Origin of the sequence: Moorena producens PAL-8-15-08-1, assembly GCF_001767235.1 — a bacterium.
Lineage (GTDB): Bacteria > Cyanobacteriota > Cyanobacteriia > Cyanobacteriales > Coleofasciculaceae > Moorena > Moorena producens_A.
In genome coordinates this window covers 2,373,726-2,397,389 of the sequence record NZ_CP017599.1, presented here as the reverse complement: position 1 = coordinate 2,397,389, position 23,664 = coordinate 2,373,726, and the positions used below count along the sequence as shown (strand labels likewise).

The window sequence follows — 23,664 nt, the reverse complement described above, 5'->3', positions numbered from 1 at the left end:
ATAAATATTATATTATAGCTTATTTTAATACATAGTTTGAAGAGTTTTTAAGTCTGCCCACACTTCCCACACTTCTCACACTCCCCCCTCTTCCCACACTCCCCACACTTCCCACACTCCCCCCTCTCTCCACACTCTCCCCTCTAGTCGTGATTCAACACTTCCGGTAATTTCCAAGAGCGCCCTTGACAGTAAACATAACCATTATTAGTATAAATCCCAGAAAGTGCCCTAGCTAATACCAAGAATTCCTGCTGTTCTTCCGCAGTCATGTAATTTTCATTGTGTAGACTCCCTGAGGCTCGGTTTGGATCTCCTCCGGAGTCCAGATATCGCTGACGAGCCAGAGTGGAGAGTTCTATCATTCGTTGATATTGCTGTTGTTGTAATTCACTTAAGGGGTTCATAATTCGGCTACAGGTGTAATCGGGGTAATTTCACCATTTGGTAAAAGCATAGCAAAGGGCAGAAGAAGGCTGGCAGTGCTGATGTACCAAATGCCATTGTCTTGGTCATAAACAGTATTTTCTAGTAAACCTAAGGTATCCAACGCATTGAGAATTAGATATTGTGCTTCTGTTGGTTCCATCACACCCGACCGAAGTTATAGGGATGTTGGTGATTTTACTCCCAAATCTTGATTATTCGTCCGGTTGAATACCCATAATAAACCTGTGGGGAGGTTGGGGCGGGGGCGCGGGGAGTGTGGGGAGATGGGGAGATGGGGAGATGGGGAGATGGGGAGATAGCGAGATGGGGAGATTTTTATTAGATTAATTATACGGACATCCTATAATCCCTGTTGATAAAGCCGGGAAAAAGTAGTTTACCCTGGTTAATAGTATGTTTAACTACATTTTTGGTGATTTTCATACTATGTCCTGATCTGTTGACAATAACGATAGCTAGGAAAATTTTATGGCTGGATTAAACATATTTTGATAAAATAGTCAACAGTTAATATCATAAGTTAAAATCAGAATTTGTAATTAAATGTTAATAAACATAAACTCGCGTTACCACAAAGGTAAATTGGGGCTACTATAGTAACCTAAGTAATCATATAAACATAATCCCGGAAGGTAAATATGATACAAGCTGCTTTCAAAAGGCTAATTCCTTTCGAGTCTCTTCTTGAAGCAATTACTACTCTGGAAATAGAAGACAAAATTAAGCTGAATAAAATCCTCGAAGAAGATATTGCTGAAATCCCACCGCAAATTGCATTAAAAAAATTGTTACAGCAACCAGTGTCCGAAATGCACTTTGAGCAATTTGAGGAACCTTTCCAAGCCCCTGAACCTGCCAATACTGAAACGTCAAACGTGTCTCTGATTCCCTTGTGTCCCCTGCTGCCTCTAATTCCCTTACGTACCTCAGAGGATAACGTTGCTTGAAAAAATGCGATGTTCCTTCGTAATCGCTTGTGGCCTACGGCCTCCGCTGCGCGAACGCGATTGGCCCTAGGCCACGCTAAAAGCGATCGCAATCATTTCGGTGCGTTAGGCTTTGCCGTAACGCACCCTACTCGCTGAATGCTGATAACTTATAGCTGAATGCTTACTAAACTTAACGAGAAATAATCACCGTAGAGCTATCGCGGTCGTCATCTTCAAAAATTGCCCCTAAGCGCATCAACACCCGTTTCATATGATTAGAAATACCTCGATTTTTAGCGAACCTAGCCCCTTTCACTTTTGCCCCCCTAATGTCAGCATGACTAAAATCAGCCCCTCTCAAATTGGCACCATCTAACTCAGCAAGATTCATCTTCGCACTTCTGAGATTAGCACTCCTAAGGTCAGCATTTTCAAAGATAGCCAAACTCAAGTCAGCTCCCTGAAGATCAACTCCCCTGAGATCACTGTGACTTAAGTCGCTACGAATCAGCTCAGCTTTGCGAAGGTTGGCACGAATCAGATGGACATAACTCAAATTAGCACGAATCAGGCAGACTTGGGTCATATCTGCTAAACTTAAATCAGCTCCTTTAAGATTAGTTCCCCTCAGTTTCGCACCTTTGAGATTAGCTTCACTAAGCTCAGCACGGCTTAAGTTAGCATGGGATAAATCAACACACCTCAAGTCAGCCCCCCCCAGGTGGGCACGGATCAGGTTAGTCCCCTGAAGGTTAGCTCTGCTCAAAATCGCACTCCCGAGATTAGCCCCCCTGAGTTTAGCCCCCTGGAGGTAAGCACCTCCCAATTTAGCCTCGCTAAGATTAACACCAGTTAGGTCAGTTTTCCTGACGTCAGCTCCCCTCAAGTCAGCACCACTGAGGTCACCATCCCTGAGATTAGCACCATCTAATCGTATCCCCCTCAGGTCAGCACCACCAAGGCTTACCCCCTCGAGATTAGCACTCCTGAAGTCGCTCATGCTTAGATTGGCACTCCTGAAATCAGCCCCCCTCAAGTCAGCATTACAGAAGTTGGCACCTTGGAGGTTAGCCCCCCGGAAATCTGTTCCTCTGAAATCCGCTTCAATCAACCTAGCTTGGCTGAGGTCAGTGTAACTTAAGTCAGCTGCAGTGAAGTGCTCAGCCAGATTAAGCCCAACCATTGCAGTCAACTGCTCAAGATTGTCTGTTTCTGCCACTACAACCCGCTTGATCAGGCTGAGCAGAATCGGTTGAGATTTTTCCTCACCCATATTGCAATTCCACTCGAGACAGATAGGGCTTAAATTTACTTACCAACAAATGTTCCACAATCAGTCTGTTCAGCACAACGGTTTTATTGCGGGTAAGGTTATTAGACCACAACCCCTCAACTTCAGTGACACAAATATCTCGCTGGGATACTTCAAAGATTGCTTGGATACGACAGGGTAAAGCAGTGACATTCACAGTGGCTAGCTTTACCCGATTCAGGCAACCAAATAAAACACCATTGCCCTTCTGTTCTTCAAAAATCCAGGCAGGATTTTCCCCCGAAACTTGATTGGTAATGTGGCACCAGGAAACTTGATCGGTCTCGTAGGATTCTGGTTGAGATTCTGGTTGGCATCTCTCGTGGAATTGCCATTGGGTAGCTTCTGGAGTAACGGCACCTCCCCCTTTTGCCCTGTTGCCATTAGAGTCTGTTGGACGCTGCTTGAGATCACAAGTAGGCCATGATGACTGTTGATTACCTACTGTTGCCAGTTGAATATAACCACCAAGCTCACGGAATTCATAGGGGATATTACCATGTTGGAGATGAAGGCGCAGTACTCCACCTTTGAGTCCAAATTTAACACGACCTTCGAGCAACTCTTCCCAGTGCTGGTTAAATTGAATGGTTAGGTATAAATTAATCTGCGGGATTTTAGAGGGTTTTTGCCAAAACTTACGTTTTTGTTTGTTTGGCGGAATCAGCGTTCCTTCCAATTTCATCCCTAAGCAATCTAGGCATTTATTCTTAGGCTCTGGTGGAGGCATTTAATAGCAAAGGGAATAGGGAATAGGGAGTAGGGAATAGGGAGTAGGGAGTAGCGATGCAGCGCGGTCTTGGGGGTTTCCCCCATGAGCGACTGCATCAAGACGGGAGTAGGGAGTAGCGATGCAGCGCGGTCTTGGGGGTTCCCCCCATGAGCGACTGCATCAAGACGGGAGTAGGAAACTTACGATCCAAAATTCCCACAATTCCTACACGGATTGCTCAAGTAAATACTCTAGCGTTTCTCATAGCTATGAGGTACACATTTTTTTTTACATCTTGCCTCTTGCCTCTTGCCTCTTGCCTCTTAGCTGCTCCCTGCTCCCTGCTCCCTAAAACCAAAATACTTGTACCTCATGAGTATAATAATTGCTATAGGTTAATAACCTAAGGTTAAGGCACCAGGTCGGCGAGGATCAGATGCACCTTCAAATGAATTGTTAATGTGCATGATACTCTGGGTACTCCCCATAGAATTATCTAACGAAATCTTATATCCTTTATACTTCAATAACTGGATTGTATCACCATTTAAACCCTGCTCTATAAAAAGTCGATCCGGTAACCATTGATGATGTACCCGAATGGCATTAGTAGCTGTAGCAATATTGAGCTGGTGATCAATTACATTCATAATCAATTGCAAAACGGTGGTAATAATCTTACTCCCCCCTGGAGTGCCAGTGACCAGATAAGGCTTACCATCTTTGACCACAATTGTTGGCGTCATAGAACTGAGCATCCTTTTTTCCGGTGCGATCGCATTGAATTCTGCTCCAGTTAACCCAAAAGCATTAGGTACTCCTGGCTTAGCTGAAAAATCATCCATTTCATTGTTGAGGAGAATACCCGTTCCCGGTACTGTAATTTTACTGCCATAGCTGAAGTTTAAAGTATAGGTATTAGCAACAGCATTGCCATACTTATCCATCACTGAATAATGGGTGGTATCATTGCTTTCTACCGGTTGAGTAGGATTACCAGGGGCAATTTCTAAACTGGGAGTTGCTCGATAGAGATTAATCCGTTGACGGATGCGTTCAGCATAGGTTTTAGAGGTTAATTCAGCAACGGGAACGGGAACAAAGTCAGGATCTCCTAAAAATTTAGAACGGTCAGCATAGGCTAACTTCATACTTTCCGTCATTAAATGAATGGTTTGGGCAGTATTATGTCCCAGTTTCCGAATCGGAAAGGCTTCTAACGTATTCAACATCTGCACCAGATGGATACCTCCAGAACTTGGAGGTGGCATAGATTGAACCTCCCCACCCTAAAGAGGGATGGGGATTCCCAGACACAGTCTAAACGACTATTAACTCCATGGGCGTGACTTCCCTTCGCACCGAAGGTAGCTGGGAGGGGTCAATACCCAGTTTTTTGAGACCCCGCATTTTGATATTTACTGCCCCATTGACATCAGCATCATCGTGGTAGCCACATTCAGTGCAAACAAACTTTTCTCCAGATCGATTGTCTGCACTGGTGTGATGGCATTTTGGGCATTCTTGAGATGTATGTCTAGGGTTTACTTTGATTACTGGAATGCCTGACTTTGCAGCCACGACTTCAACTTTTTTGATCAATTCCCCCCAGGCAGCATCAGAGATTGAGCGGTTAAGCCCTCTTTTGGCTGACTGTCCATTACGGTCATAGCCACCATTTTCATTCTTGTTGGGTTTACAACGAGATTTCATTCCCTTAATGTTGAGATCTTCAAACACCAGGGCATCTGCGTCATTAACTAACTTTTTAGCGGTGTCCCAGTGGTATGCTGACCGGCTATTCTCAATCCGCTCATGCAATGATGCTACTTTCTTGAATGACTTTTTACGGTTCTTTGAACCTTTTCGTTTACGACTCGCAGCTCTTTGTCTCAGTTTTAGTCTTCTTGATTGACGTTCAAATTTACTGCTCTTGGCTGGATTAGCAATAATTTGACCATCAGAAACACTAACAAGCTTTTTGATTCCTAGATCGCATCCTTTGACACGTGTTGGACTTATTTCATTACTATTCTTTCCCGGAGGGGACGGAGCTAATTTATCTTCGATATGAATACTGACAAACCAACCCCGTGATTTCCGACGGACGGTAACTGATTTCAGTGTAAAGCCATCTGGTATAGGCCGGGAATTATGAAATTTCATCCAGCCTATACCTGGCAAGTAAATTCGATTGCCGTTCAACTTTATCTGACCTGGAGCATACTTAAAACTCCGGTAGCGAGAACGTCTTTTAGGTTTTGGATACCTTGCTTCTCCTTTGAAAAACTTTTTGAAAGCCGTGTCTAACTGCCTTAGCATTTGCTGCAAGACAGTGGAGTGGATTTCTTTGTACCAGGGTCTTGTTTTCTTGAGGTCTGGCAAAGTAGAGCTTTGAATCTCGTAGGTACTGCGGCGTTCCCGTAGCGTCGGCTTTGCCGAAGGGTTTTTGTGGCTATTTTTCCAAGGATACCCCAACGAGGTTGACTTATTTACCGAGCAAGTTAATGGGCATGCCTCTCCCTTATTTGTCAAATCACAGTAATCGCCCATCTTAGGAGATTTGACTTGATCGTAGGAATCGTTCCTATCTCTTAATAGGTAGTTGTACTGAGCTAAAAGCATGTCTAGCCATCGACTCATGGTAGCTTCTTGCTGGGGATTCGGAATCAATTTATATACGTAGCCCAATTGCATAGTATCGACCTCTTTTACTGTGCTATATTTAGTCTAGCTTATAGAAATATATATAACAAGTAATATTACAAAAATTGCAACAAAAAAAATTAGGCGATCTCCTATTCATGGATAGCAAAAAAAGCTCATACTGTTAGAACTACAGAAGTAGCTTGGGATGGATTAAAGAGTATGGCATCTAAGGCTGGCTTGACTTGATCAGAATATTTAGAAGCGCTAAGAAAAACTGGGGTACTACCTAAATAATTGTTTGAGAGGAAAATTCATCCCCACCCTAAAGAGGGATGGGGTATTCTTTTCCCCTGGCCTTGGCCTTTGGGCCACGCTACGCGAATGGCCACGCTACGCGAACAAACTCCCCTATTCGATAAATCTCATAGCCCCGATAAGTGCCCCGAATCGGCTCTCGAATCACGGGTTTATAGGTTGCTAAATCCTCTTTGGTAATCAGACCACCATTGGCTTCCATGTCTGCTACGATAGCGGATGCGATCGCACCTTCATAAAAGGCTTTACCCCCATATTTAGCAATCAGCTTTAAACTACGGGATAAATCGTTTTGTACCAAGATTTCCCCTAGCTGATAAGGCACGCCCCCTGGCTTATAAAAAATAGCCATACTCGCCTCAGAAGCCTGCATTCGCTGCTTATACTCTCTCAGAGAGCTGAGCAAATCTTCAGAAACTGGGAACCCTTTTTCTGCTAATTCTATAGCTGGTTGTAATGCCCGTTCTAAGGAAATAGTGCCGTATTTTTCCAGTGCCATGGTTAACCCAGCTACAGTACCAGGAACACCTACAGATAAATAACTGTATCGAGACTTTTCTGGGTCAACCTCACCATTATTATCCAGAAACATATCACGAGTAGCAGCGAGTGGTGCTTTCTCCCGATAATCAATAGCAATGGTTTGGTTATCCTTGGCCAAATGTAAGAGCATAAAGCCACCACCACCGAGATTCCCAGCTCGCGGTAAGGTTACCGCTAGGGTAAACCCAATGGTTACCGCAGCATCAACAGCATTGCCACCTTCTTTTAAAACGGCTAAACCAGCTTGTGAGGCATAGCTTTCTTGAGAGGAAACCATACCGTTGTTAGCGATAACAGGATGAAAGATATCTTTTCTGCTAAAGATAACTGTGTCTTGACCAAAGGCGCTGCCAGCACTAATGAAAATTAGAGTAGTGAGGCAAGTGATGATGAATTTATGTGTTTTGGCTATCTTGCCCATGGGATAGTTGAGGAAATATTGAGAGATTGGAAAGGATTTTCGGCTTTCGGAAAGATACTATAACGGTTTCCAGCAGCGCTACTAGGGAGTCGGGAGTCGGGAGTCGGGAGTCGGGGGGATTACTGTTGCCTCTTGCCTCTTGCCTCTTGCCTCTTGCCTCTTGCCTATTCCCTACACACAGCCATATATCACTAATCGCATCAAAGTTTGTATCTAAATTGACAGTAGTTTCGACTGGTTAATGGTTCTTGTTTAAGAGCTGTAAGTAATCCCGACTAAAAAAGTCGGGTATGTTTGACGGACATTTTGAGGTATGTTACTTTTAATCAAGTCTTGACTGAACGTAATTAGAGAACGTAATTAGAGATATACCCATGAGCCAAGCCACAATTACTCCCAAAACCCAGGCATCTACCGCATTTACCAAGTTGAAGTGTAAAGAGTGTGGTGCGGAGTATGAGCCCAAGGCAATGCATGTTTGTGAGGAATGCTTTGGTCCGTTGGAAGTAAAATATGACTACGGCACCCTCAGACGCCATGTAACCCGGCAAAGCATAGAGGCAGGTCCGAAATCCATCTGGCGCTATCGTTCTTTCTTACCCCTTGCCACTGATAACTATATTGATGTTGGTACGGGAATGACTCCCTTAGTGAAATCGACTCGCTTGGCTAGACGCTTAGGGTTAAAAAATCTCTACATTAAAAATGATGCGGTCAACATGCCCACCCTGAGCTTCAAAGACCGGGTGGTATCAGTAGCTCTAAGTAGAGCACGGGAGTTAGGCTTCTCAACGGTATCCTGTGCTAGTACTGGAAACTTAGCGAATTCTACTGCTGCGATCGCAGCTCATGCTGGACTCGACTGCTGCGTGTTTATCCCTGCTGACCTGGAAGCAGGTAAAGTGATGGGCACTCTGATTTACAACCCCACATTAATGGCAGTCAAAGGCAACTACGACCAAGTCAACCGCCTCTGTTGTGAAGTAGCCAACAGCCACGGTTGGGGATTTGTGAACATTAACCTACGTCCCTACTACTCAGAAGGCTCCAAAACTCTGGGCTTTGAAGTGGCTGAACAACTGGGTTGGCAACTACCGGATCATGTTGTTGCTCCCTTGGCATCAGGTTCCCTATACACCAAGATCTACAAAGGCTTCCAAGAATTCATCAAAGTGGGTCTAGTGGATGATAAATCAGTGCGCTTCAGCGGTGCTCAAGCAGAAGGTTGCTCCCCAATCGCTCAAGCTTTCAAAGAAGGACGGGACTTTATTACTCCAGTCAAGCCGAACACTATTGCTAAATCTATTGCGATTGGAAACCCAGCCGACGGCATCTATGCTTTAGAAATAGCTAAGAAAACTAACGGAAACATTGAATCCGTGACTGATGCAGAAGTTATCGAAGGGATGAAGTTGCTGGCAGAAACTGAAGGAATCTTCACCGAAACCGCAGGAGGGACTACAATTGCTGTACTCAAGAAGTTGGTAGAAGGTGGTAAAATTGACCCCGATGAAACTACAGTAGCCTACATCACTGGTAATGGCTTGAAGACCCAAGAAGCAGTTCAAGGTTATGTGGGTGAACCTTTGGTAATTGAACCAAAACTAGACAATTTCGAGCAAGCATTAGAGCGGGCTAACACCCTAGACCGTCTGGAATGGCAACAAGTTTTAGTTTAAGCAGTCAGCAGTCAGCAATCAGCAGTCAGCAGTCAGCGGTCAGTGGTCAGCCTATTTTACTCAAAAGCACCGATCTAGTAGCGATGCAGCGCGGTCTTGGGGGTCTCCCCCATGAGCGACTGCCGTGGTTTCACCCACTCGCGCTTTGCATCAAGACAGCGTGGCACAGGCTTCTAGCCTGTGATAACTGATAGCTGATAGCTGATAACTGATAGCTGATAACTGATAGCTGATAACTGATAACTGATGGCTGATGGCTGATAGCTGATGGCTTACCATTCAACCTTCAAAATTGAGAATTAAAAGCAAGATATTGATTATGGCTGTAAAAGTTTTAATTCCTACTCCTCTGCAAAAATATACCCAAGAGCAAGCAACAGTAGAATGTCAGGGAACGAATGTTTCTGAACTGATCGAATCCCTGGAAACTAATTGTCCTGGAATTAAACAACGCCTGTGCGATGAGCAGGGTAAACCCCGTCGATTTTTGAATCTCTACGTGAACGGGGAAGATATCCGCTTGTTGGAGAATACAGAAACAAAACTCAACGATGGGGATGAAGTGAGTATTGTCACAGCTGTTGCTGGTGGTTAGAGATTATTGTGGTTAATCGTAGGTGGGCAGTGCTTACCTAAGGGATTGGTAAGCTTGGTGAATCTGTCTGATGCACTGCCCACCCTACAGGAACTTTCGTCCTGGGTTTTAGAAGGGAAAAGGGCACAGGGAGTAGGGAACAGGGCACAGGGAACCCTGATCTGACTCGCCATTTCCCCATCTCCCCAACTCCCGACAGTAACTGGATTTTCAGCGGCGCTATACAAGACTCGGGGGTTGATCGGGATTGCTGCAAGTATTTTGATACCACCCATTTAGCTAGCCACCTGAGCTGGCCGCTAAATCAATGATTATTTTGCGATCGCTATGGCAGTCTGTGTACCCAGAGCAGTTCAGTTTCGGAACTGGCACAACGGCAGTCTGCCATAGTTGCTGAATTTTTGTATATTACAATTAGACTATTAAATCGTATAAAAAAACTCTATCCTCTGTTGTAACTAAGTGAGTGAAGCTAAGTGACAGAAACTTGGTGACTGAAACTTGGTGACTAAGTTGGCAGTATCACCAGAAATACAAATATCCTCTTAGTATATCATATCAGAAACTAAACCTATAAAATATTTTTTTTTGGTTATTATCATCAGTAGTACCTAGAAACGTCAATAATTGTTGAATTTATAAAAAACTAAATAAATCAAGTAATTAACTAATTAAGTAATTTGCCGCCTTATATCCATGAGACAATCCCTGAAAAACTTCCCCCGACTCAAACGTGTTCTGTTCACTGGAGCGATCGCAACCACAGCAGTTTGGTCTTGGGCAACACCGATTAATGGTAGCTCTGTGGTTGTAGCATTTCAGGATAGCCCCAAAACGATTGTTGATGAAGTTTGGCAAACTGTCAATCGGGAATATGTCGATAACACCTTTAACCAAGTTGACTGGCAAGCGACTAGGCACAAACTTCTGAGCAGAAGCTACGCTTCAAAGGAAGAAGCCTATAAAGCGATTCGGAAAGCCCTAGAAACCTTGGAAGACCCCTACACCCGCTTTTTAGTGCCAGAACAGTTCCAAGCCTTGACAAACCAAACTGTTGGTGAACTGTCTGGTGTGGGTATTCGCATGGAAATAGAAAAGCAGACCGAGACCCCGTTAATCATTGAACCGATTGAAAATTCCCCAGCGTTTAAGGGAGGTCTTCAAGCTGGGGATAGGATTTTAGCGGTAGATAGCAAATCGACGAAAGGGTTAAGTCTCGAAGATGCCTCGGAACTAATCCGGGGTAAAGTAGGATCATCAGTGACTCTGCGGATTGCCCGACCAGGACAGGGCATCTTTGAGATAGAACTAACCCGAGCTCAGATAGAAATTCCCTCTGTTCGTTACAGCGTCAAGGAGGAAGGGAATCTGCGCGTGGGTTACATCAGCTTAAATGAATTTAGTTCCCATGCAGCTGAACAAATGCAACGGGCAATTAGCAACCTAAATCAGCAGAAGGTGAATGCTTATGTCCTAGATCTGCGGGGTAATCCAGGCGGATTGCTTTTTTCCAGTATTGAAATTGCCCGGATGTGGATGCAAGAGGGGGAAATTGTTAGCACTATAGACCGGATCGGTGGCAAACAGGCATACACCGCTAATCGAACCGCCTTGACCCAACTGCCCTTAGCGATTCTAGTGGATGGTAACTCCGCTAGTGCTAGTGAGATTCTAACTGGTGCTCTGAAAGATAACAAACGCGCTACTGTTATCGGTTCTCGCACTTTTGGTAAAGCCGCTGTCCAGTCTGTCCATTCCTTATCCGATGGTTCGGGTTTAACGGTGACAGTCTCTCGTTACTATCTACCCAGTGGTGAAGATATTAGTTTGAAAGGAATTGTGCCCGATATTCGCCAAGAGTTGACCCTTGAGCAACGGCAACTGCTATCGACTCAACCGGGATGGCGTGGCACTAGTAAGGATCCTCAATACGGAAAAGCGATCGCAGTTTTAAAATCAACTACTGCCTCTGGGCCTGGAACCCTCAGTCAACCCATAAACTCAGGTAGGGTCTGGTAAGCTGCGCTGGAAATCGGGAATCGGGAATCGGGAATCGGGAATCGGGAATCGGGAATCGGGAATCGGGAATCGGGAATCGGGAGGAGATGTAGGGTGGGCAGTGCACTAGACAAATTCATCTTGGTGGCGTACACCCAGGTATGCACTGCCCACCAAGGATGAATCACAATATAACAGATGTAGGGTGGGCAGTGCACTAGACAGATTCATTGGCTGGCATACACCCAGGTATGCACTGCCCACCAAGGATGAATCACAATAGAACAATTGTTGATTAACCGTGTTTAATTTCGTACTAATTCAATAGTTCACCAATCCCACCAGATGTAGGGTGGGCAGTGCACTAGACAGATTCATTGGCTGGGATACACCCAGGTATGCACTGCCCACCAAGGATGAATCACAATAAAACAATTGTTGATTAACCGTGTTTAATTTCGTACTAATTCAATAGTTCACCAATCCCACCAGATGTAGGGTGGGCAGTGCCACAGAAAGATTAATTGGCTGGGATACACCCAGGTATGCACTGCCCACCAAGGATGAATCACAATAGAACAATTGTTGATTAACTGTAATTGAATTCGTACTAATTCAATAGTTCACCAATCCCACCAGATGTAGGATGAATCACAATAAAACCATTGTTGTGAACTGAAATTGATTGCGATTCTCTGGAAGAGACGCTACGCGAAAGCATTAAACCACCTTACCCATCGTACCATTCTTGTCGCTAATTGATATCAGGAAGTATAGCGTTTACTAGTAAGGGTAATTGACATCTAAATTTTTTTCCCGACTCCCGACTCCCGACTCCCGATTCCCAATTCCCGATGCCCTAAAACATAATAAGCCAAAAAAAAATAGCCGCAGAAAACCTTCCACGGCTAGGAGTTTTTAGTTATGCCTCAACTTTCTAAACCAATCCAGAAATGATCCCATAGGATTGACCAAAGGTCACGCTACGTGAACAAACCTGATGCTTTGGCCAGGGGGGTTTCCCCCCCTATAATTTAATAGTTTAACCCAAATTTAAATACTTGGTCATCATGGTGATGAATTCGCCAGGAATTCCAGTCGGCTGAAGGGGGCTCCACTCGGAGATTTCGGCGTAACCCCGTGCATAAAGGGTATGCATGGTGTTGCTTATTGCCTTACGTGACCCCTTCAGAATGTGCTTAATGGGGTATTTTTTTGGGGAAGGTTCCTGAGGAGTATTACTAGGAGTTATATCCTCAGGAGTGTTTTGTTGATCTGGGCGAAAGTTGTCAGGCATAATTCAAAATTGCTTTTAAAATTTACAAATATCATCATAACAATGACAATTTTATTTGTCAAGAATTTTTAGATTTTTTTTTTGATAGTGGTAATTGAAATAAATCGTAGGATCAGGAAATGCGATCGCGTTAAAAAAAACCTTATTAACAGGGAACCGAGGGAAAAAATTAGCGTTCGCGTAGCGTGACCTTTGGTCAATCGCGTAGCGGCTATTTTATAGGATTAAATTTACCGATATCGCCGGAAAAATTAAATCGTTAAAGTAATGAATTGTGATAAATTTTATTCCCGACTCCCGACTCCCGACTCCTGATTACCGATTCCCGATTCCCTGGATTTTTTTGTATTAGAATAAATAAAGATAGGGTTGTCTACATCTACTGGTAAAGGCTATAGAGTTAACTGGAGGCTAATCGGTGAGCTATTCGAGGGGATTGATAAAAATCTCAGGGTGCGAGGACTCAAAAGCCAGTATGGATGTGGTGTTTGTTCACGGACTTGGAGGTGATCCCAGAGGCACGTGGCATCCCCAGCATGCAATAAATGATGATAATTTTTGGCCAATTTGGTTAGGACAAGAGCAACTAGGTCTTAACATCTGGTCTTTTGGGTATGACGCGAAAGCAACAAACTGGAAAAGCAACAGCAGTATGCCCCTTTTCGATCAAGCCAGTAATTTATTAGAGTGGTTAGATAGCTGCAATCTGGGTAAGCGTCCATTAATCTTGATTACTCACAGTATGGGTGGGCTTTTAGTGAAAAAGATGCTTAGTAGTGCTAATAATTTTGATAACTATAAAGGCATTATTGAGCAGACTAAAGGCATAGTATTTCTGGCTACTCCCCACACTGGGACTCATCTCGCTAATTTAATTGATAATATTGGTTTTCTCGCACGAACGACTGTAAGTGTGGAGGAACTAAAAGCTCATGACTCTCAGTTACGGGACTTAAATGAGTGGTATAGAGAAAACGTTCGGAGTCTAGGAATTGCCACCAAGGTCTATTATGAAACCCAGCCTCTAAAAGGGATTTTGGTTGTAGACGAAGATAGTGCCAACCCAGGCATTGAAGGAGTGAAGCCCGTTGCTATAGCAAAGCACCATATTGACCTATGCAAACCAGAGTCTCAAAACAGTTTGGTCTATCGTGGTGTTAAGAAATTTATCGAGGAATGCCTCAAAAAAAAACAGATAACGTTAAATTCACCTACTAACATTAGTATCAATAGTGGCACTCCCTACTTTGTGGGTAGAGACGATCAACTTGAGCAGCTCCATCGGGAACTTCAACAGACTGATCGATTAGCGATTTGTGCTATTGCCGGAATGGGCGGTGTGGGCAAAACCGAGTTAGCTCTACAATATGCTCTAAGTTATCAGGAAAACTACCCTGGTGGTAGGTGCTGGTTTCCAGTGCGCGGGCTAGATCTGGGGATTCAAATTGTTAGTTTTGGGCGTACGGAATTAGGATTAACCATTCCAGATGACCTAGAGTTCAAGGAGCAGGTAAGATACTGCTGGAGACATTGGCCAGAAGGAACAGTATTGATCGTGCTGGATGATGTCGCTTCTTTCGGCAATGACTATCAACAGAGAATTAAACCCTATTTGCCTCCAGCTGAATCCCGGTTCAAAGTACTGGTCACCAGTCGTCAGCGTCCAGGAGCTTCTTACCGACGAATTGACTTGGATGTACTATCCCCAGAGGCAGCATTAGAATTATTAGGTAAGCTTGTTGGAAAAGAGCGCATTGACAAGGAACTAACCGAAGCAGAAGCCTTATGTGAATGGTTGGGGTATTTGCCTTTGGGTTTGGAGTTAGTCGGACGATATTTAGATCTACATCCCACGTTAACCATTGCTAAAGTTCAGAAACGTTTAGAGAAAAAGAAATTAGCAGCTAAGGCATTACTTGATGATCCCACAGAAGAAGGGGAAATGACAGCCCAGTTGGGAGTAGCAGCAGCCTTTGAGTTATCTTGGGAAGATTTGAAAGATTGTCCAGAAGCCCAGCAGTTGGGATGTCGTCTGAGTCTGTTTGCTCCTGCTCCTTTTGATTGGTCACTGGTAGAGAAGTGTGTTATCGAAACTGAAGATGAGGATGACTGGGAAGAAGCACAAGAAGACTTGGAAGAATTACGCGATCGCAGTTTACTGAAACTGAACCTGTTGCAACTGACTGAACAGCAAACCTATCAACTCCATCCACTAATTCGAGAATTTTTCCAGACCAAGCTGGCTCAATTACCAGAGGCTGATAGCTACAAGCAAAGCTTTTGTCAGACAATGGTGGCTAAGGCAAAAGAAATTCCCCAGACACCAACTCAAGAAATTATTGCAGGACTTAGCTCCGCCATCCCTCATTTAGCAGAAGTTGCCACAGTCTTAACTGACTGGCTCAGGGATGAAGATTTAATAGAGCCCTTTACTGGCTTAGGAAGATTCTATAACGGTCAAGGTATCTATGACCAGGCTGAACCGTGGTATGAGAAGTGTTTAGATATCACCAAAAGCCGCCTGGGAGAAGACCATCCCGATGTCGCCACTAGTCGATCCTACCTGGCATATCTCTACCAAGCTCAGGGGCGTTACCATGAAGCGGAACCTCTTTATGTCCAGGCTTTGGACATGAGAAAGCAGCTGCTGGGTCAAGACCATCCCCATGTCGCTGAAAGTCTCAACAACCTGGCATTTCTCTACCGAGCTCAGGGGCGTTACCATGAAGCCGAACCCCTTTATGTCCAGGCTTTGGACATGAGAAAGCAGCTGCTGGGTCAAGACCATCCCCATGTCGCTGAAAGTCTCAACAACCTGGGATATCTCTACCAAGCTCAGGGGCGTTACCATGAAGCCGAACCCCTTTATGTCCAGGCTTTGGAGATGAGAAAGCAGCTGCTGGGTCAAGAACATCCCCATGTAGCCACTAGTCGAGCCAACCTGGCATATCTCTACCAAGCTCAGGGGCGTTACCATGAAGCCGAACCCCTCATTGTCCAGGCTTTGGAGATGAGAAAGCAGCTGCTGGGTCAAGAACATCCCCATGTAGCCACTAGTCGAGCCAACCTGGCATATCTCTACCAAGCTCAGGGGCGTTACCATGAAGCCGAACCCCTTTATGTCCAGGCTTTGGACATGAAAAAGCAGCTGCTGACTCAAGACCATCCCTCGGTAGCCACTAGTCTCAACAACCTGGCATTACTCTACTCTTCTCAGGGGCGTTACCATGAAGCCGAACCCCTGTATGTCCAGGCTTTGGACATGAGAAAGCAGCTGCTGGGTCAAAACCATCCCGATGTCGCCCAAAGTCTCAACAACCTGGCATTACTCTACAAAGATCAGGGGCGTTACCATGAAGCGGAACCCCTGTTTGTCCAGGCTTTGGACATTTATAAGCAGCTGCTGGATCAAGACCATTTTGATGTAGCCCAAAGTCTCAACAACCTGGCATTACTCTACAAAGATCAGGGGCGTTACCATGAAGCCGAACCCCTCTTTGTCCAGGCTTTGGACATGTTTAAGCAGCTACTGGGTCAGAAGCATCCCGATGTGGCCAACAGTCTCAACAACCTGGCAACACTCTACTATAATCAGGGGCGCTACCATGAAGCCGAACCCCTCTTTGTCCAGGCATTCGAGATTGTAGAAAAGAAGTTAGGGTCAAATCATCCTGATACTGTCACCATCCGTAATAATCTGGAAAGATTGCGCGATGATTTGTCACAGTAATCAGTATATAGAATTGAGAATTAAGAATTTATAATTGAGAATTAAGAATTTATAATTGAGAATTAAGAATTTATAATTGAGAATTAAGAATTTATAATTGAGAATTAACAAGGTATAGCACTACCCATTAAAGTTAGGACATTGATACAAGCTGAAAAGCTGTTTTATTCAACTTTTGCCTTTTGCCTCTTGCCTCTTGCCTTGCGCGTAGCGCTATATAATGTAAAATTTCTAAGATAGAAGGTAGAAGATCTAAGATAGAAGGTATAGCAGTCGAAGTAAAGCTTAACACATAATATTTATGCTCCCTTTCAAGCAAAATAATTTGTCCTCAACTATAACTATACTGCGGTTGCTATAAATTATTCATTCTAAATTATTCATTCTAAATTATTCATTCTAAATTATTCATTTAATTCAAGCTTATTTTCGGGAGGATATGATGCAATAGTCAGTAGTTTATCAACGAATTATTCGTCAAGGATTAGAACAAGGATTAGAACAAGGAAAGCGCAATGAATTTAATTTAATTGTCTACTTAACCGTCGCCTAGGTGAGATAAATCCCCAATTACAAAATCAAATTGAGCAGTTATACTTTGAGCAGTTAGAAGATTTAGGAGAAGCATTATTAGATTTTGAAAGCGATGCAGCGCGGTCTTGGGAAGGCAGCGCGGTCTTGGGGGTTCCCCCCATGAGCGACTGCCGTGGTTTCCCCCATGAGCGACTGCATCAAGACACCGAAGTGGATTTGATCAATTGGTTGAACCAGTTGACGGATAAGTAAAATCCGGTTAGGTGTCGCACTCAAAAGCAGTGCCATGGAAAGTTGGTAGAGTGGGTAAGGTAAAATTTAGAATGTAGATTCTACATTCTTTTGAATTCCCAATTCTAAATTCTTCATTCTTCATTCTTCATTCCTCTGACCCCAATCAAGTAGACTTCAACAGCCATAGACTAAGTAAGCCCAGTCTGAAGATTTCTTTCCCTAATGGTCCTGTACCTGAACAGATGTCATGCCTGTAATCAGCTTGAATCTGTTCCTGAGTCAAAGCCCGACTGTAAATTCGCACACCAGCCAAAAGTCCGGAGTACTGATAGTCAAGGTTGCCTTGAATATCACGGAATTGACCCAGCCGTAGGGGTCTACCAGGGGAAGGCGCTATCGGGTTGTCGGTCTGATTGGGAATGCGACGGATGTTGCCGTTAAAGTCTCGAACTTCTTCGATGTGGCTTTGGATGCCATTAATGTAGGTCTGCATGATAAACCTACCGGGAGCCACTTCACCAAAGGTTGCAGCCATATGGGTCCATTGACCACCATGGACGATATCCTCACTGACTACACCACCACTGCCGCTGGTTTCGTCTGCTTCCTTAGGTAATCCTTGGGTGACATTGTTGGGGATGATAGTCAGAATCAGGTTGCGATCCGTTTGTAGAGTACTCAGGAAAAGATACCAGGAAAATGCTTTGCATATGGGCTGTGGGCAGGCTCCAAAACCAACTTCTCCATCAGGGTAAGTACCCTGGGGAGGATCGGTAAACGCTGGGTTTGCTTTGATGTAATCAACCTTAACCCAAGTTTCCACGGTCAGGTTAGCCAGATCTGGGAAATTGGCAACCTCAACGTATTGTGCAAAGGACATTTGCGGGGATTCGCCGCTATCAGATAAGCGTCTGAGAACGTTATAGTTCAGGGATGCTGAACCCACAAACCCTGGCGGGACATCCGCTGAGGGAGCCAACGGATGGGCATCCGGATCGTGCTGGATCATACCGTCAAGGTTTCCAGGATTAGCTGTGTTCCTGATCACTCCCGTGTCAGTTGGAGTTTCAAATAAATACTCAGCTACCAAATCTGTGGGATCGGGGGTAAACATTTCTGTTTTTATTCTGCTTAGACTTTGGAGAAAATTTGATGTTTTCCCTTTTGTTTATACTCAAAACAATGGGCTAACAAATCTATTGTCAAAGGCCCCCTTAGATAGTGACAGTACCCTTTGAGGGTACTATTTTATCCAAAGTCCAAGATTAGTAGCAAAATTAGCGATTGTTTTTAAGCAACAAAAACCAGGGACTTTAGTGCAGGCAAGATTTCCCCACTGCAATAATTTGATGAATTATAGTGGATTGCTATAGTACCCGTTGATGCGTTCCCGTAGCGGCTTAATGCTCGCCCATAGCGTTTTTAATGCCAATAACGCCAGTAAGGACGACCTTTCCAAAAGACCCCTAGGATTACTCCAATCACAGCATTCATGGAAAACCCAACTAACCCAAAAGGGATGGGAAGTTGGGACTTGAGCAATAAACCGACGATAAGGCACAACACTAAAGCCCAGAGACTAGAGGTCTTCAGGAATACCTGAGACTGCCAACGTTCACAAATATAGACTCCTAACACCCCAACTCCTATAGCCGCAGCCATAAACCAGATGATTGCTAGGGGTCTAGAAAATAGTAGCCGCGAGACGGGGCGGAAAGTTTCTGATTGAGTCAAGATCCATATCAACAGGTTCTCTAGAGCAACTACCAGCACAGTGGTCAAAGCAGCTACTTTCGACAGAGGTAGCCAAGGCTGTTGCTTAAAAGTATTCCAAGGGTCATTCATGCTATGCTTCCTTTGACTTGGTTGATGATTTAAAAAAAAAGTGTAGCGAGTTGGAAAACCCTGTCTGATCATGAACTTGCCAATCGTCTATCACCAGGACTATGTCGCACCTCTGCCAGACGGGCATCGCTTTCCTATGCCTAAATTTGGGAAACTCTACCAACTACTGCTACAAGAAGGCATTGCCACTCCTAAACAATTCCACACTCCAGAGCGTCCCCCACTCGATTGGCTCCACCTGGTTCACACCCGTGACTATGTTCAAGCTTACTGTCAAGGTACCCTAGACCCCAAAGCTGTGCGACGCATTGGCTTACCCTGGAGTCCAGCGTTAGTAAAGCGAACTTGTACTGCCGTAGGGGGCACGATTCTCACCGCTAAACTCGCCCTAAGCCAAGGGTTAGCGTTCAATACTGCTGGTGGTACCCATCATGCTTTTCCCAATTATGGCTCAGGGTTTTGTATCTTTAATGATTTAGCGATCGCATCTCGTGTCCTGCAACAACTGGGACTAGTGCAGAAAATTCTAATTGTTGACCTAGATGTCCACCAAGGAGACGGTACCGCCTTTATCTTCCAAAACGACCACAGTGTCTTCACCTTTTCCATGCACTGTGAAGTGAATTTCCCTAGCAAGAAACAAAAAAGTGACTTAGACGTTCCCCTACCAGAGGGAATGGATGATGATGCCTATCTACAAACCCTAGCCAAGTATCTTCCGGACTTACTCTCAGGATTTAAACCCAATTTAGTCCTCTACGATGCTGGAGTTGACCCCCATGTAGAAGACCGCTTGGGCAAATTAGCCTTGACCGACACTGGACTCTACCGTCGGGATATGCAAGTGTTGAGTACCTGTGTAGCAGCAGGCATCCCAGTTGCTTGTGTTATTGGTGGTGGCTACGGTAATGATTTCGATGCCCTAATCTATCGCCACTCTTTACTCTACCGTGCTGCTCTTCAGGTCTATCGCCAGTGTCAGCTTTAATGGCAAACTTAAGACAGAGGAATTCTTTGGTCGTAATCAATAGGATTGATAGCTAGATAAGGTAGATAAATTCGCTAGAGCTACGGCCAACGCTACTCCCCACTCCCAATTTAGCATTCCCCATAAAAAAAACTGTGCTGCTATCCAAAGGCTTTGAAGTAGAAATGTATACCGGCACTCCCGAAGCGGATATTGTCGGTTTTTCCGATCAGATTGTTGCATCCCTCGACGGATTTGTCCGAGAGCCAGATCAGCGCAATGTAGAATACACCACTGCTCCTTTATGTTGCTATGACCGTCTCTTATGTGCCTTAGTGCGTCCTCGACAGCAGCTGCGACAGTATTTAAAAAGCTTGGGTAACTATACAATAATTCCCGGAAGTACCCTGTCCTTAGCTGGAAGCGATCGCTTTTACCGTTCTGACCCCAATAATCCTTACCATTCCTACATTGAGACCACCTACGGCACTAAAGTTGTCACTGCGAGCATCCATATCAATGTGGGCATCTCTGACCCAGAAATCCTGATGAGAGCTTGTCGTCTCGTGCGAATGGAAGCTCCCCTGTACCTAGCCCTGAGTGCATCTTCCCCCTTTCTCGACGGCCAAACCACTGGCTATCACTCGACCCGTTGGGGAATGTTTCCCAAAACTCCCTCTGATGTTCCTTTATTTGAAAGCCATCGTCACTTTATCCAGTGGAATGAAGAGCAACTAGCTGCTGGTACCATGTTCAATCTCCGTCATCTCTGGACCTCTGTGCGCCCCAATGGCAATCGACGCCCCTATGATCTCAACCGCCTAGAGCTGAGAATCTGTGATTTAATGGTCGATCCCATTGCCCTGTTAGCGGTTATGGCACTATTGGAAGCACGCCTGATCCAACTGATTCATGATCCCAGCCTTGACCCCCTGGAGATAAGTACAATACCTGCCAACAACCGTTCAGCTGACTTGATTGCCCTCACAGATGCCAATGAAGTAGCTGCGGCTGAATCCAGTTTGGATGCGCAACTGAGGCATTGGGAGGATGGCAGACTAATTTTGGCCAGAGATTGGATTGAGGAACTGTATCAAGAAGTTTGGCCGGTAGCGAAAAAACAAGGTTTTAGTTGCTTCCTCTCACCAATTAAGAAAATTCTACGGGAAGGAAACACCGCTTCGCAATGGTTACAACTTCATGCAGTGGGTGTTGAGCCTCGCCAAGTGATGATTCAAGCCATTAAATCCATGGCTGAGCAAGAGTCCCAACTAGAAGATCAATTGTGCCAGTCCCTGGTAGTCTAACTGATTAACAGCTTTGTTATTCAATTACAATTTAATAACTAAACTTGTGATCGCCAGGGTAGGGAGAATCAGGATTCCCCCTACCCCAGGATTATCATGGCATTTTTTATGAATTTTTTTAAATTTTTTAGAGTTTTTGTAAAGACAACCGCCTCAATTGAATAATTTTTTGGCCAAGTGAAATGCTTTGAAATATAAGAATATCTAATATATGCTTCAACAAAAACTAATATAAGAAAAACATATATGATCTATATCACTAGGTAGAGGTGATCTGAAATACAGACAAAAATATTGACCTTAGGTATGCCTATAGTAATATAACCTAAGATCTATATCGAATCCTCCTCGAACCTGAATCCCTTGAACTGATTAAAATAAATCTTTCCCGACACCCGTTTGTCCACACCCGTTTACCCACACCCCATACCCAGTAAAGCTTTCAAGCTGGTTATCACCACTTCAAAAACCAATAGGCGATCGCCTATTGGTTTTCTACTCAGGGGTTCTATTCAAAGATAATAGATTGGTTGGATAGGGAGATTGGGAGATTGGGAGATAGGGAGATAGGGAGATTGGGAGATTGGGAGATTGGGAGATTGGGAGATTGGGAGATAGGGAGATAGGGAGATTGGGAGATTGGGGGAAGAGAAAGTTGTACCTTTGTCCGCAACTTGGTATTAGACGCAGATTTGGTATGAATATAGATTAGGGTCAAACGAGTTCACAGTTTCATGGTAAAAGTTGTCTTAATCAACCCGCAAATTCCACCGAATACCGGCAATATTGCCCGAACTTGCGCCGCCACCACTACTCAATTGCACTTAGTAGGTCCGTTGGGTTTTGAAATTAGCGATCGCTACTTGAAACGAGCAGGACTAGATTATTGGCCCTATGTAGATTTTAAATATCATGATTCCCTTGATGCATTTATCAGCTATCACCAGAAGCAAGAGGGGCGATGGATTGGCTTTACCAAGAGAGGAACATACAACTATATTAAGTTTCAGTTTCAGCCCAAGGACTGGTTATTGTTTGGCTGCGAAACTCAAGGTTTGCCTCCCCATGTCTTAGATGCTTGTCAGGCTAAGGTCTTTATCCCCATGGCCCAGCCGGGAGTTCGCAGCTTAAATCTCTCCGTCAGTGCTGCCCTTGGCTTATTTGAGGCCAGGCGTCAGTTGGGTTACTTGGAATAGGTTTTTTGTGTGTTAATAATTAGGACTTACGAACTCTAGTTGGTTTCGCCAGTCCAATTTGTATATTTTGTACAAATTATATATATATATTTCTTTTGTATAGATTTACTTGTATAGATTTTTCTTATAGATTTACTTGTATTGATTTAGTTGTATCGATTTACGTTTAAGCTTTAACCGTTTAATCTTTAATTAGACCTTAACCTTAAAATATATCACTCCTTAAATCGGGTGTCAATAGAAATATCGACGGCGACTTTAGTCGCTGTTTCCCGAGTCCTAATCTTGCTGGACTTAAGATAGAAAAATTAAATGGAGAGCAACAGACGCCCCACTCAAAACATACTTATCCCCCTTCAGGGGTTTAAACACCATCAGTAGAGTTCAAATGCGTAATTTAACCTCTACTGATGGTGTCAATAGGAAATGTCTGTATAAATGTGTAATTTTCGTGAAAAACCATCCTTCTCAGTGAATTCCCTAGCTGATCAATCCATTACTATATCTTTATATTGGGTTAAACTCTGTGAAAACGTTTTGTCGGACAAGTCTGTTTTAATCAGGGAAAGACCTCAAAACCAGGTATCTTTGGGTAAAATCAAGGACTTTCAGCCTACAGCTGACCGGACGCACCTTGGTTGAATGAGTTAGTGTGTGTAAAATTACTCACCAAAAATTCAGCTATTTAGAATACTGAAATTACCGAACACATATAAGAAATTTCTATCATAAAGAGTAGGATTACCGAGAAATTACCGATAGATTTTGCTGATATCAAATGGCGAGTGATCAATATACGCGCGCCAGCTATCAATAGAGAAAAGGAGGATTTGAAAGATTTTGTGAGCGCACCATCAACTAGCAACCCACCAGGATTAATCTGCCGGTTGATACAGGATTCTACGGTTGTTGTCTTACCCAAAATTCGCGTAGAGTTCATCTGTAACCAGT

Annotated in this window: 26 protein-coding genes; 13 read left to right on the top strand and 13 right to left on the bottom strand. The window is 44.1% G+C overall.

All coding sequences use genetic code 11. From position 1 onward, the window contains the following. Window positions 1-143: 143 nt before the first annotated feature. Together BJP34_RS09255 and BJP34_RS09250 are read right to left on the bottom strand one after the other, a co-directional pair. A complete protein-coding gene (locus tag BJP34_RS09255; RefSeq protein ID WP_070392098.1) occupies window positions 144-407 on the bottom strand; it encodes a hypothetical protein in 264 nt (87 codons plus the stop codon). After that, a complete protein-coding gene (locus BJP34_RS09250) occupies window positions 404-589 on the bottom strand; it encodes a hypothetical protein (protein ID WP_070392097.1) in 186 nt (61 codons plus the stop codon). The genes BJP34_RS09255 and BJP34_RS09250 overlap by 4 nt, the downstream gene beginning before the upstream one ends. 499 nt (window positions 590-1,088) lie before the next feature. On the opposite strand from BJP34_RS09250, the gene BJP34_RS09245 reads away from it, so the two are divergent. Both BJP34_RS09245 and BJP34_RS48615 read left to right on the top strand, forming a co-directional pair. Next, window positions 1,089-1,397: a hypothetical protein gene (locus BJP34_RS09245; protein WP_070392096.1), complete on the top strand. Its 309-nt coding sequence runs from the start codon at window positions 1,089-1,091 to the stop codon at window positions 1,395-1,397. Between the two features lie 9 nt (window positions 1,398-1,406). Beyond that, a complete protein-coding gene (locus BJP34_RS48615; protein WP_267876523.1) occupies window positions 1,407-1,535 on the top strand; it encodes a hypothetical protein in 129 nt (42 codons plus the stop codon). A 34-nt stretch (window positions 1,536-1,569) separates the two neighbouring features. On the opposite strand, the gene BJP34_RS09240 is transcribed toward BJP34_RS48615, so the two are convergent. From BJP34_RS09240 to BJP34_RS48610, 3 genes are read right to left on the bottom strand one after another with little or no spacing between them, the layout of a single operon-like run. Next, a complete protein-coding gene (locus BJP34_RS09240) occupies window positions 1,570-2,652 on the bottom strand; it encodes a pentapeptide repeat-containing protein (RefSeq protein WP_070392095.1) in 1,083 nt (360 codons plus the stop codon). Further along, window positions 2,645-3,376 (bottom strand): hypothetical protein, encoded by a 732-nt coding sequence (locus BJP34_RS09235; protein ID WP_149030876.1) that lies wholly within the window; start codon window positions 3,374-3,376, stop codon window positions 2,645-2,647. The genes BJP34_RS09240 and BJP34_RS09235 overlap by 8 nt, the downstream gene beginning before the upstream one ends. Window positions 3,377-3,387: 11 nt before the next feature. Further along, window positions 3,388-3,519: a hypothetical protein gene (locus BJP34_RS48610; protein ID WP_267876522.1), complete on the bottom strand. Its 132-nt coding sequence runs from the start codon at window positions 3,517-3,519 to the stop codon at window positions 3,388-3,390. A gap of 153 nt (window positions 3,520-3,672) precedes the next feature. Between BJP34_RS48610 and BJP34_RS42815 the strand changes: the two genes are divergently transcribed. Then, entirely contained in the window at window positions 3,673-3,810 is a 138-nt protein-coding gene (locus BJP34_RS42815; protein WP_158517103.1) for a hypothetical protein, read from the top strand. Here the strand turns inward: BJP34_RS42815 and BJP34_RS09230 are convergent. The 3 genes from BJP34_RS09230 to BJP34_RS09220 form a co-directional block, all read right to left on the bottom strand. After that, window positions 3,799-4,674, bottom strand: a complete 876-nt coding sequence (locus BJP34_RS09230; protein WP_229424305.1) for a gamma-glutamyltransferase family protein — start codon at window positions 4,672-4,674, stop codon at window positions 3,799-3,801. The two genes, BJP34_RS42815 and BJP34_RS09230, sit on opposite strands and share 12 nt — an antisense overlap. A gap of 49 nt (window positions 4,675-4,723) precedes the next feature. Continuing rightward, window positions 4,724-6,100, bottom strand: coding sequence for an RNA-guided endonuclease InsQ/TnpB family protein (locus BJP34_RS09225; protein ID WP_070392093.1), 1,377 nt, complete (start codon window positions 6,098-6,100; stop codon window positions 4,724-4,726). 325 nt (window positions 6,101-6,425) lie between these two features. Beyond that, window positions 6,426-7,331, bottom strand: a complete 906-nt coding sequence (locus BJP34_RS09220) for a gamma-glutamyltransferase family protein (RefSeq protein ID WP_229424304.1) — start codon at window positions 7,329-7,331, stop codon at window positions 6,426-6,428. Between the two features lie 26 nt (window positions 7,332-7,357). Between BJP34_RS09220 and BJP34_RS39150 the strand changes: the two genes are divergently transcribed. From BJP34_RS39150 to BJP34_RS09210, 3 genes are all read left to right on the top strand, one after another. After that, window positions 7,358-7,573 (top strand): hypothetical protein, encoded by a 216-nt coding sequence (locus BJP34_RS39150; RefSeq protein ID WP_149030875.1) that lies wholly within the window; start codon window positions 7,358-7,360, stop codon window positions 7,571-7,573. A 132-nt stretch (window positions 7,574-7,705) separates the two neighbouring features. Next, window positions 7,706-9,010, top strand: a complete 1,305-nt coding sequence (thrC, locus tag BJP34_RS09215; protein WP_070392092.1) for a threonine synthase — start codon at window positions 7,706-7,708, stop codon at window positions 9,008-9,010. Between the two features lie 319 nt (window positions 9,011-9,329). Beyond that, window positions 9,330-9,605, top strand: coding sequence for a MoaD/ThiS family protein (locus BJP34_RS09210; protein ID WP_070392091.1), 276 nt, complete (start codon window positions 9,330-9,332; stop codon window positions 9,603-9,605). On the opposite strand, the gene BJP34_RS09205 is transcribed toward BJP34_RS09210, so the two are convergent. Continuing rightward, window positions 9,602-9,880: a hypothetical protein gene (locus BJP34_RS09205; protein ID WP_070392090.1), complete on the bottom strand. Its 279-nt coding sequence runs from the start codon at window positions 9,878-9,880 to the stop codon at window positions 9,602-9,604. The two genes, BJP34_RS09210 and BJP34_RS09205, sit on opposite strands and share 4 nt — an antisense overlap. Before the next feature lie 421 nt (window positions 9,881-10,301). On the opposite strand from BJP34_RS09205, the gene ctpB reads away from it, so the two are divergent. After that, the gene (ctpB, locus tag BJP34_RS09200) at window positions 10,302-11,624 is read left to right on the top strand and encodes a carboxyl-terminal processing protease CtpB (RefSeq protein ID WP_070392089.1); all 1,323 of its coding nucleotides are present in this window, start codon (window positions 10,302-10,304) and stop codon (window positions 11,622-11,624) included. Here ctpB and BJP34_RS42810 read toward each other — a convergent pair. Next, entirely contained in the window at window positions 11,594-11,770 is a 177-nt protein-coding gene (locus tag BJP34_RS42810) for a hypothetical protein (protein ID WP_229424303.1), read from the bottom strand. The two genes, ctpB and BJP34_RS42810, sit on opposite strands and share 31 nt — an antisense overlap. 629 nt (window positions 11,771-12,399) lie before the next feature. Between BJP34_RS42810 and BJP34_RS48605 the strand changes: the two genes are divergently transcribed. Then, window positions 12,400-12,525 carry a hypothetical protein gene (locus BJP34_RS48605; protein ID WP_267876521.1) on the top strand — a complete coding sequence of 42 codons (126 nt, stop codon included), beginning with the start codon at window positions 12,400-12,402 and terminating at the stop codon, window positions 12,523-12,525. A 120-nt stretch (window positions 12,526-12,645) separates the two neighbouring features. Here the strand turns inward: BJP34_RS48605 and BJP34_RS09195 are convergent, their stop codons facing one another. After that, entirely contained in the window at window positions 12,646-12,900 is a 255-nt protein-coding gene (locus BJP34_RS09195) for a hypothetical protein (protein WP_070392088.1), read from the bottom strand. Between the two features lie 418 nt (window positions 12,901-13,318). Between BJP34_RS09195 and BJP34_RS09190 the strand changes: the two genes are divergently transcribed. Continuing rightward, window positions 13,319-16,630 (top strand): tetratricopeptide repeat protein, encoded by a 3,312-nt coding sequence (locus BJP34_RS09190; protein ID WP_229424302.1) that lies wholly within the window; start codon window positions 13,319-13,321, stop codon window positions 16,628-16,630. Between the two features lie 931 nt (window positions 16,631-17,561). On the opposite strand, the gene BJP34_RS09185 is transcribed toward BJP34_RS09190, so the two are convergent. Beyond that, entirely contained in the window at window positions 17,562-18,512 is a 951-nt protein-coding gene (locus BJP34_RS09185; protein ID WP_070392087.1) for a LamG-like jellyroll fold domain-containing protein, read from the bottom strand. A 308-nt stretch (window positions 18,513-18,820) separates the two neighbouring features. After that, window positions 18,821-19,243: a peptide chain release factor 1 gene (locus BJP34_RS09180; RefSeq protein ID WP_070396573.1), complete on the bottom strand. Its 423-nt coding sequence runs from the start codon at window positions 19,241-19,243 to the stop codon at window positions 18,821-18,823. A 70-nt stretch (window positions 19,244-19,313) separates the two neighbouring features. Here BJP34_RS09180 and BJP34_RS09175 point away from each other — a divergent pair, with 70 nt between their 5' ends. The 4 genes from BJP34_RS09175 to BJP34_RS09160 all read left to right on the top strand — a co-directional run bounded on the left by BJP34_RS09175 (window position 19,314) and on the right by BJP34_RS09160 (window position 23,355). Continuing rightward, window positions 19,314-20,231, top strand: coding sequence for a histone deacetylase (locus tag BJP34_RS09175; RefSeq protein ID WP_070392086.1), 918 nt, complete (start codon window positions 19,314-19,316; stop codon window positions 20,229-20,231). Window positions 20,232-20,365: 134 nt separating this feature from the next. Next, window positions 20,366-21,517 carry a glutamate--cysteine ligase gene (gshA, locus tag BJP34_RS09170; protein WP_070392085.1) on the top strand — a complete coding sequence of 384 codons (1,152 nt, stop codon included), beginning with the start codon at window positions 20,366-20,368 and terminating at the stop codon, window positions 21,515-21,517. A 734-nt stretch (window positions 21,518-22,251) separates the two neighbouring features. Beyond that, window positions 22,252-22,713, top strand: coding sequence for a tRNA (uridine(34)/cytosine(34)/5-carboxymethylaminomethyluridine(34)-2'-O)-methyltransferase TrmL (gene trmL, locus BJP34_RS09165; RefSeq protein WP_070392084.1), 462 nt, complete (start codon window positions 22,252-22,254; stop codon window positions 22,711-22,713). Window positions 22,714-23,151: 438 nt separating this feature from the next. Beyond that, window positions 23,152-23,355, top strand: a complete 204-nt coding sequence (locus tag BJP34_RS09160; RefSeq protein WP_070392083.1) for a hypothetical protein — start codon at window positions 23,152-23,154, stop codon at window positions 23,353-23,355. Window positions 23,356-23,664: the final 309 nt, after the last annotated feature.

Coding starts and splice junctions, on each gene's coding strand:
- BJP34_RS09230 (WP_229424305.1), bottom strand. CDS start 4,674: ATGCCACCTCCAAGTTCTGGAGGTATCCATCTGGTGCAGATGTTGAAT.
- BJP34_RS09180 (WP_070396573.1), bottom strand. CDS start 19,243: ATGAATGACCCTTGGAATACTTTTAAGCAACAGCCTTGGCTACCTCTG.
- BJP34_RS09250 (WP_070392097.1), bottom strand. CDS start 589: ATGGAACCAACAGAAGCACAATATCTAATTCTCAATGCGTTGGATACC.
- BJP34_RS09195 (WP_070392088.1), bottom strand. CDS start 12,900: ATGCCTGACAACTTTCGCCCAGATCAACAAAACACTCCTGAGGATATA.
- ctpB (WP_070392089.1), top strand. CDS start 10,302: ATGAGACAATCCCTGAAAAACTTCCCCCGACTCAAACGTGTTCTGTTC.
- BJP34_RS48610 (WP_267876522.1), bottom strand. CDS start 3,519: ATGCAGTCGCTCATGGGGGAAACCCCCAAGACCGCGCTGCATCGCTAC.
- thrC (WP_070392092.1), top strand. CDS start 7,706: ATGAGCCAAGCCACAATTACTCCCAAAACCCAGGCATCTACCGCATTT.
- BJP34_RS09235 (WP_149030876.1), bottom strand. CDS start 3,376: ATGAAATTGGAAGGAACGCTGATTCCGCCAAACAAACAAAAACGTAAG.
- BJP34_RS09175 (WP_070392086.1), top strand. CDS start 19,314: ATGAACTTGCCAATCGTCTATCACCAGGACTATGTCGCACCTCTGCCA.
- BJP34_RS09225 (WP_070392093.1), bottom strand. CDS start 6,100: ATGCAATTGGGCTACGTATATAAATTGATTCCGAATCCCCAGCAAGAA.
- BJP34_RS09205 (WP_070392090.1), bottom strand. CDS start 9,880: ATGGGTGGTATCAAAATACTTGCAGCAATCCCGATCAACCCCCGAGTC.
- BJP34_RS09240 (WP_070392095.1), bottom strand. CDS start 2,652: ATGGGTGAGGAAAAATCTCAACCGATTCTGCTCAGCCTGATCAAGCGG.
- BJP34_RS09245 (WP_070392096.1), top strand. CDS start 1,089: ATGATACAAGCTGCTTTCAAAAGGCTAATTCCTTTCGAGTCTCTTCTT.
- BJP34_RS09255 (WP_070392098.1), bottom strand. CDS start 407: ATGAACCCCTTAAGTGAATTACAACAACAGCAATATCAACGAATGATA.
- BJP34_RS09160 (WP_070392083.1), top strand. CDS start 23,152: ATGTGTAATTTTCGTGAAAAACCATCCTTCTCAGTGAATTCCCTAGCT.
- BJP34_RS09185 (WP_070392087.1), bottom strand. CDS start 18,512: ATGTTTACCCCCGATCCCACAGATTTGGTAGCTGAGTATTTATTTGAA.
- trmL (WP_070392084.1), top strand. CDS start 22,252: ATGGTAAAAGTTGTCTTAATCAACCCGCAAATTCCACCGAATACCGGC.
- BJP34_RS09210 (WP_070392091.1), top strand. CDS start 9,330: ATGGCTGTAAAAGTTTTAATTCCTACTCCTCTGCAAAAATATACCCAA.
- BJP34_RS48615 (WP_267876523.1), top strand. CDS start 1,407: ATGTTCCTTCGTAATCGCTTGTGGCCTACGGCCTCCGCTGCGCGAACG.
- BJP34_RS09220 (WP_229424304.1), bottom strand. CDS start 7,331: ATGGGCAAGATAGCCAAAACACATAAATTCATCATCACTTGCCTCACT.
- BJP34_RS42815 (WP_158517103.1), top strand. CDS start 3,673: ATGAGGTACACATTTTTTTTTACATCTTGCCTCTTGCCTCTTGCCTCT.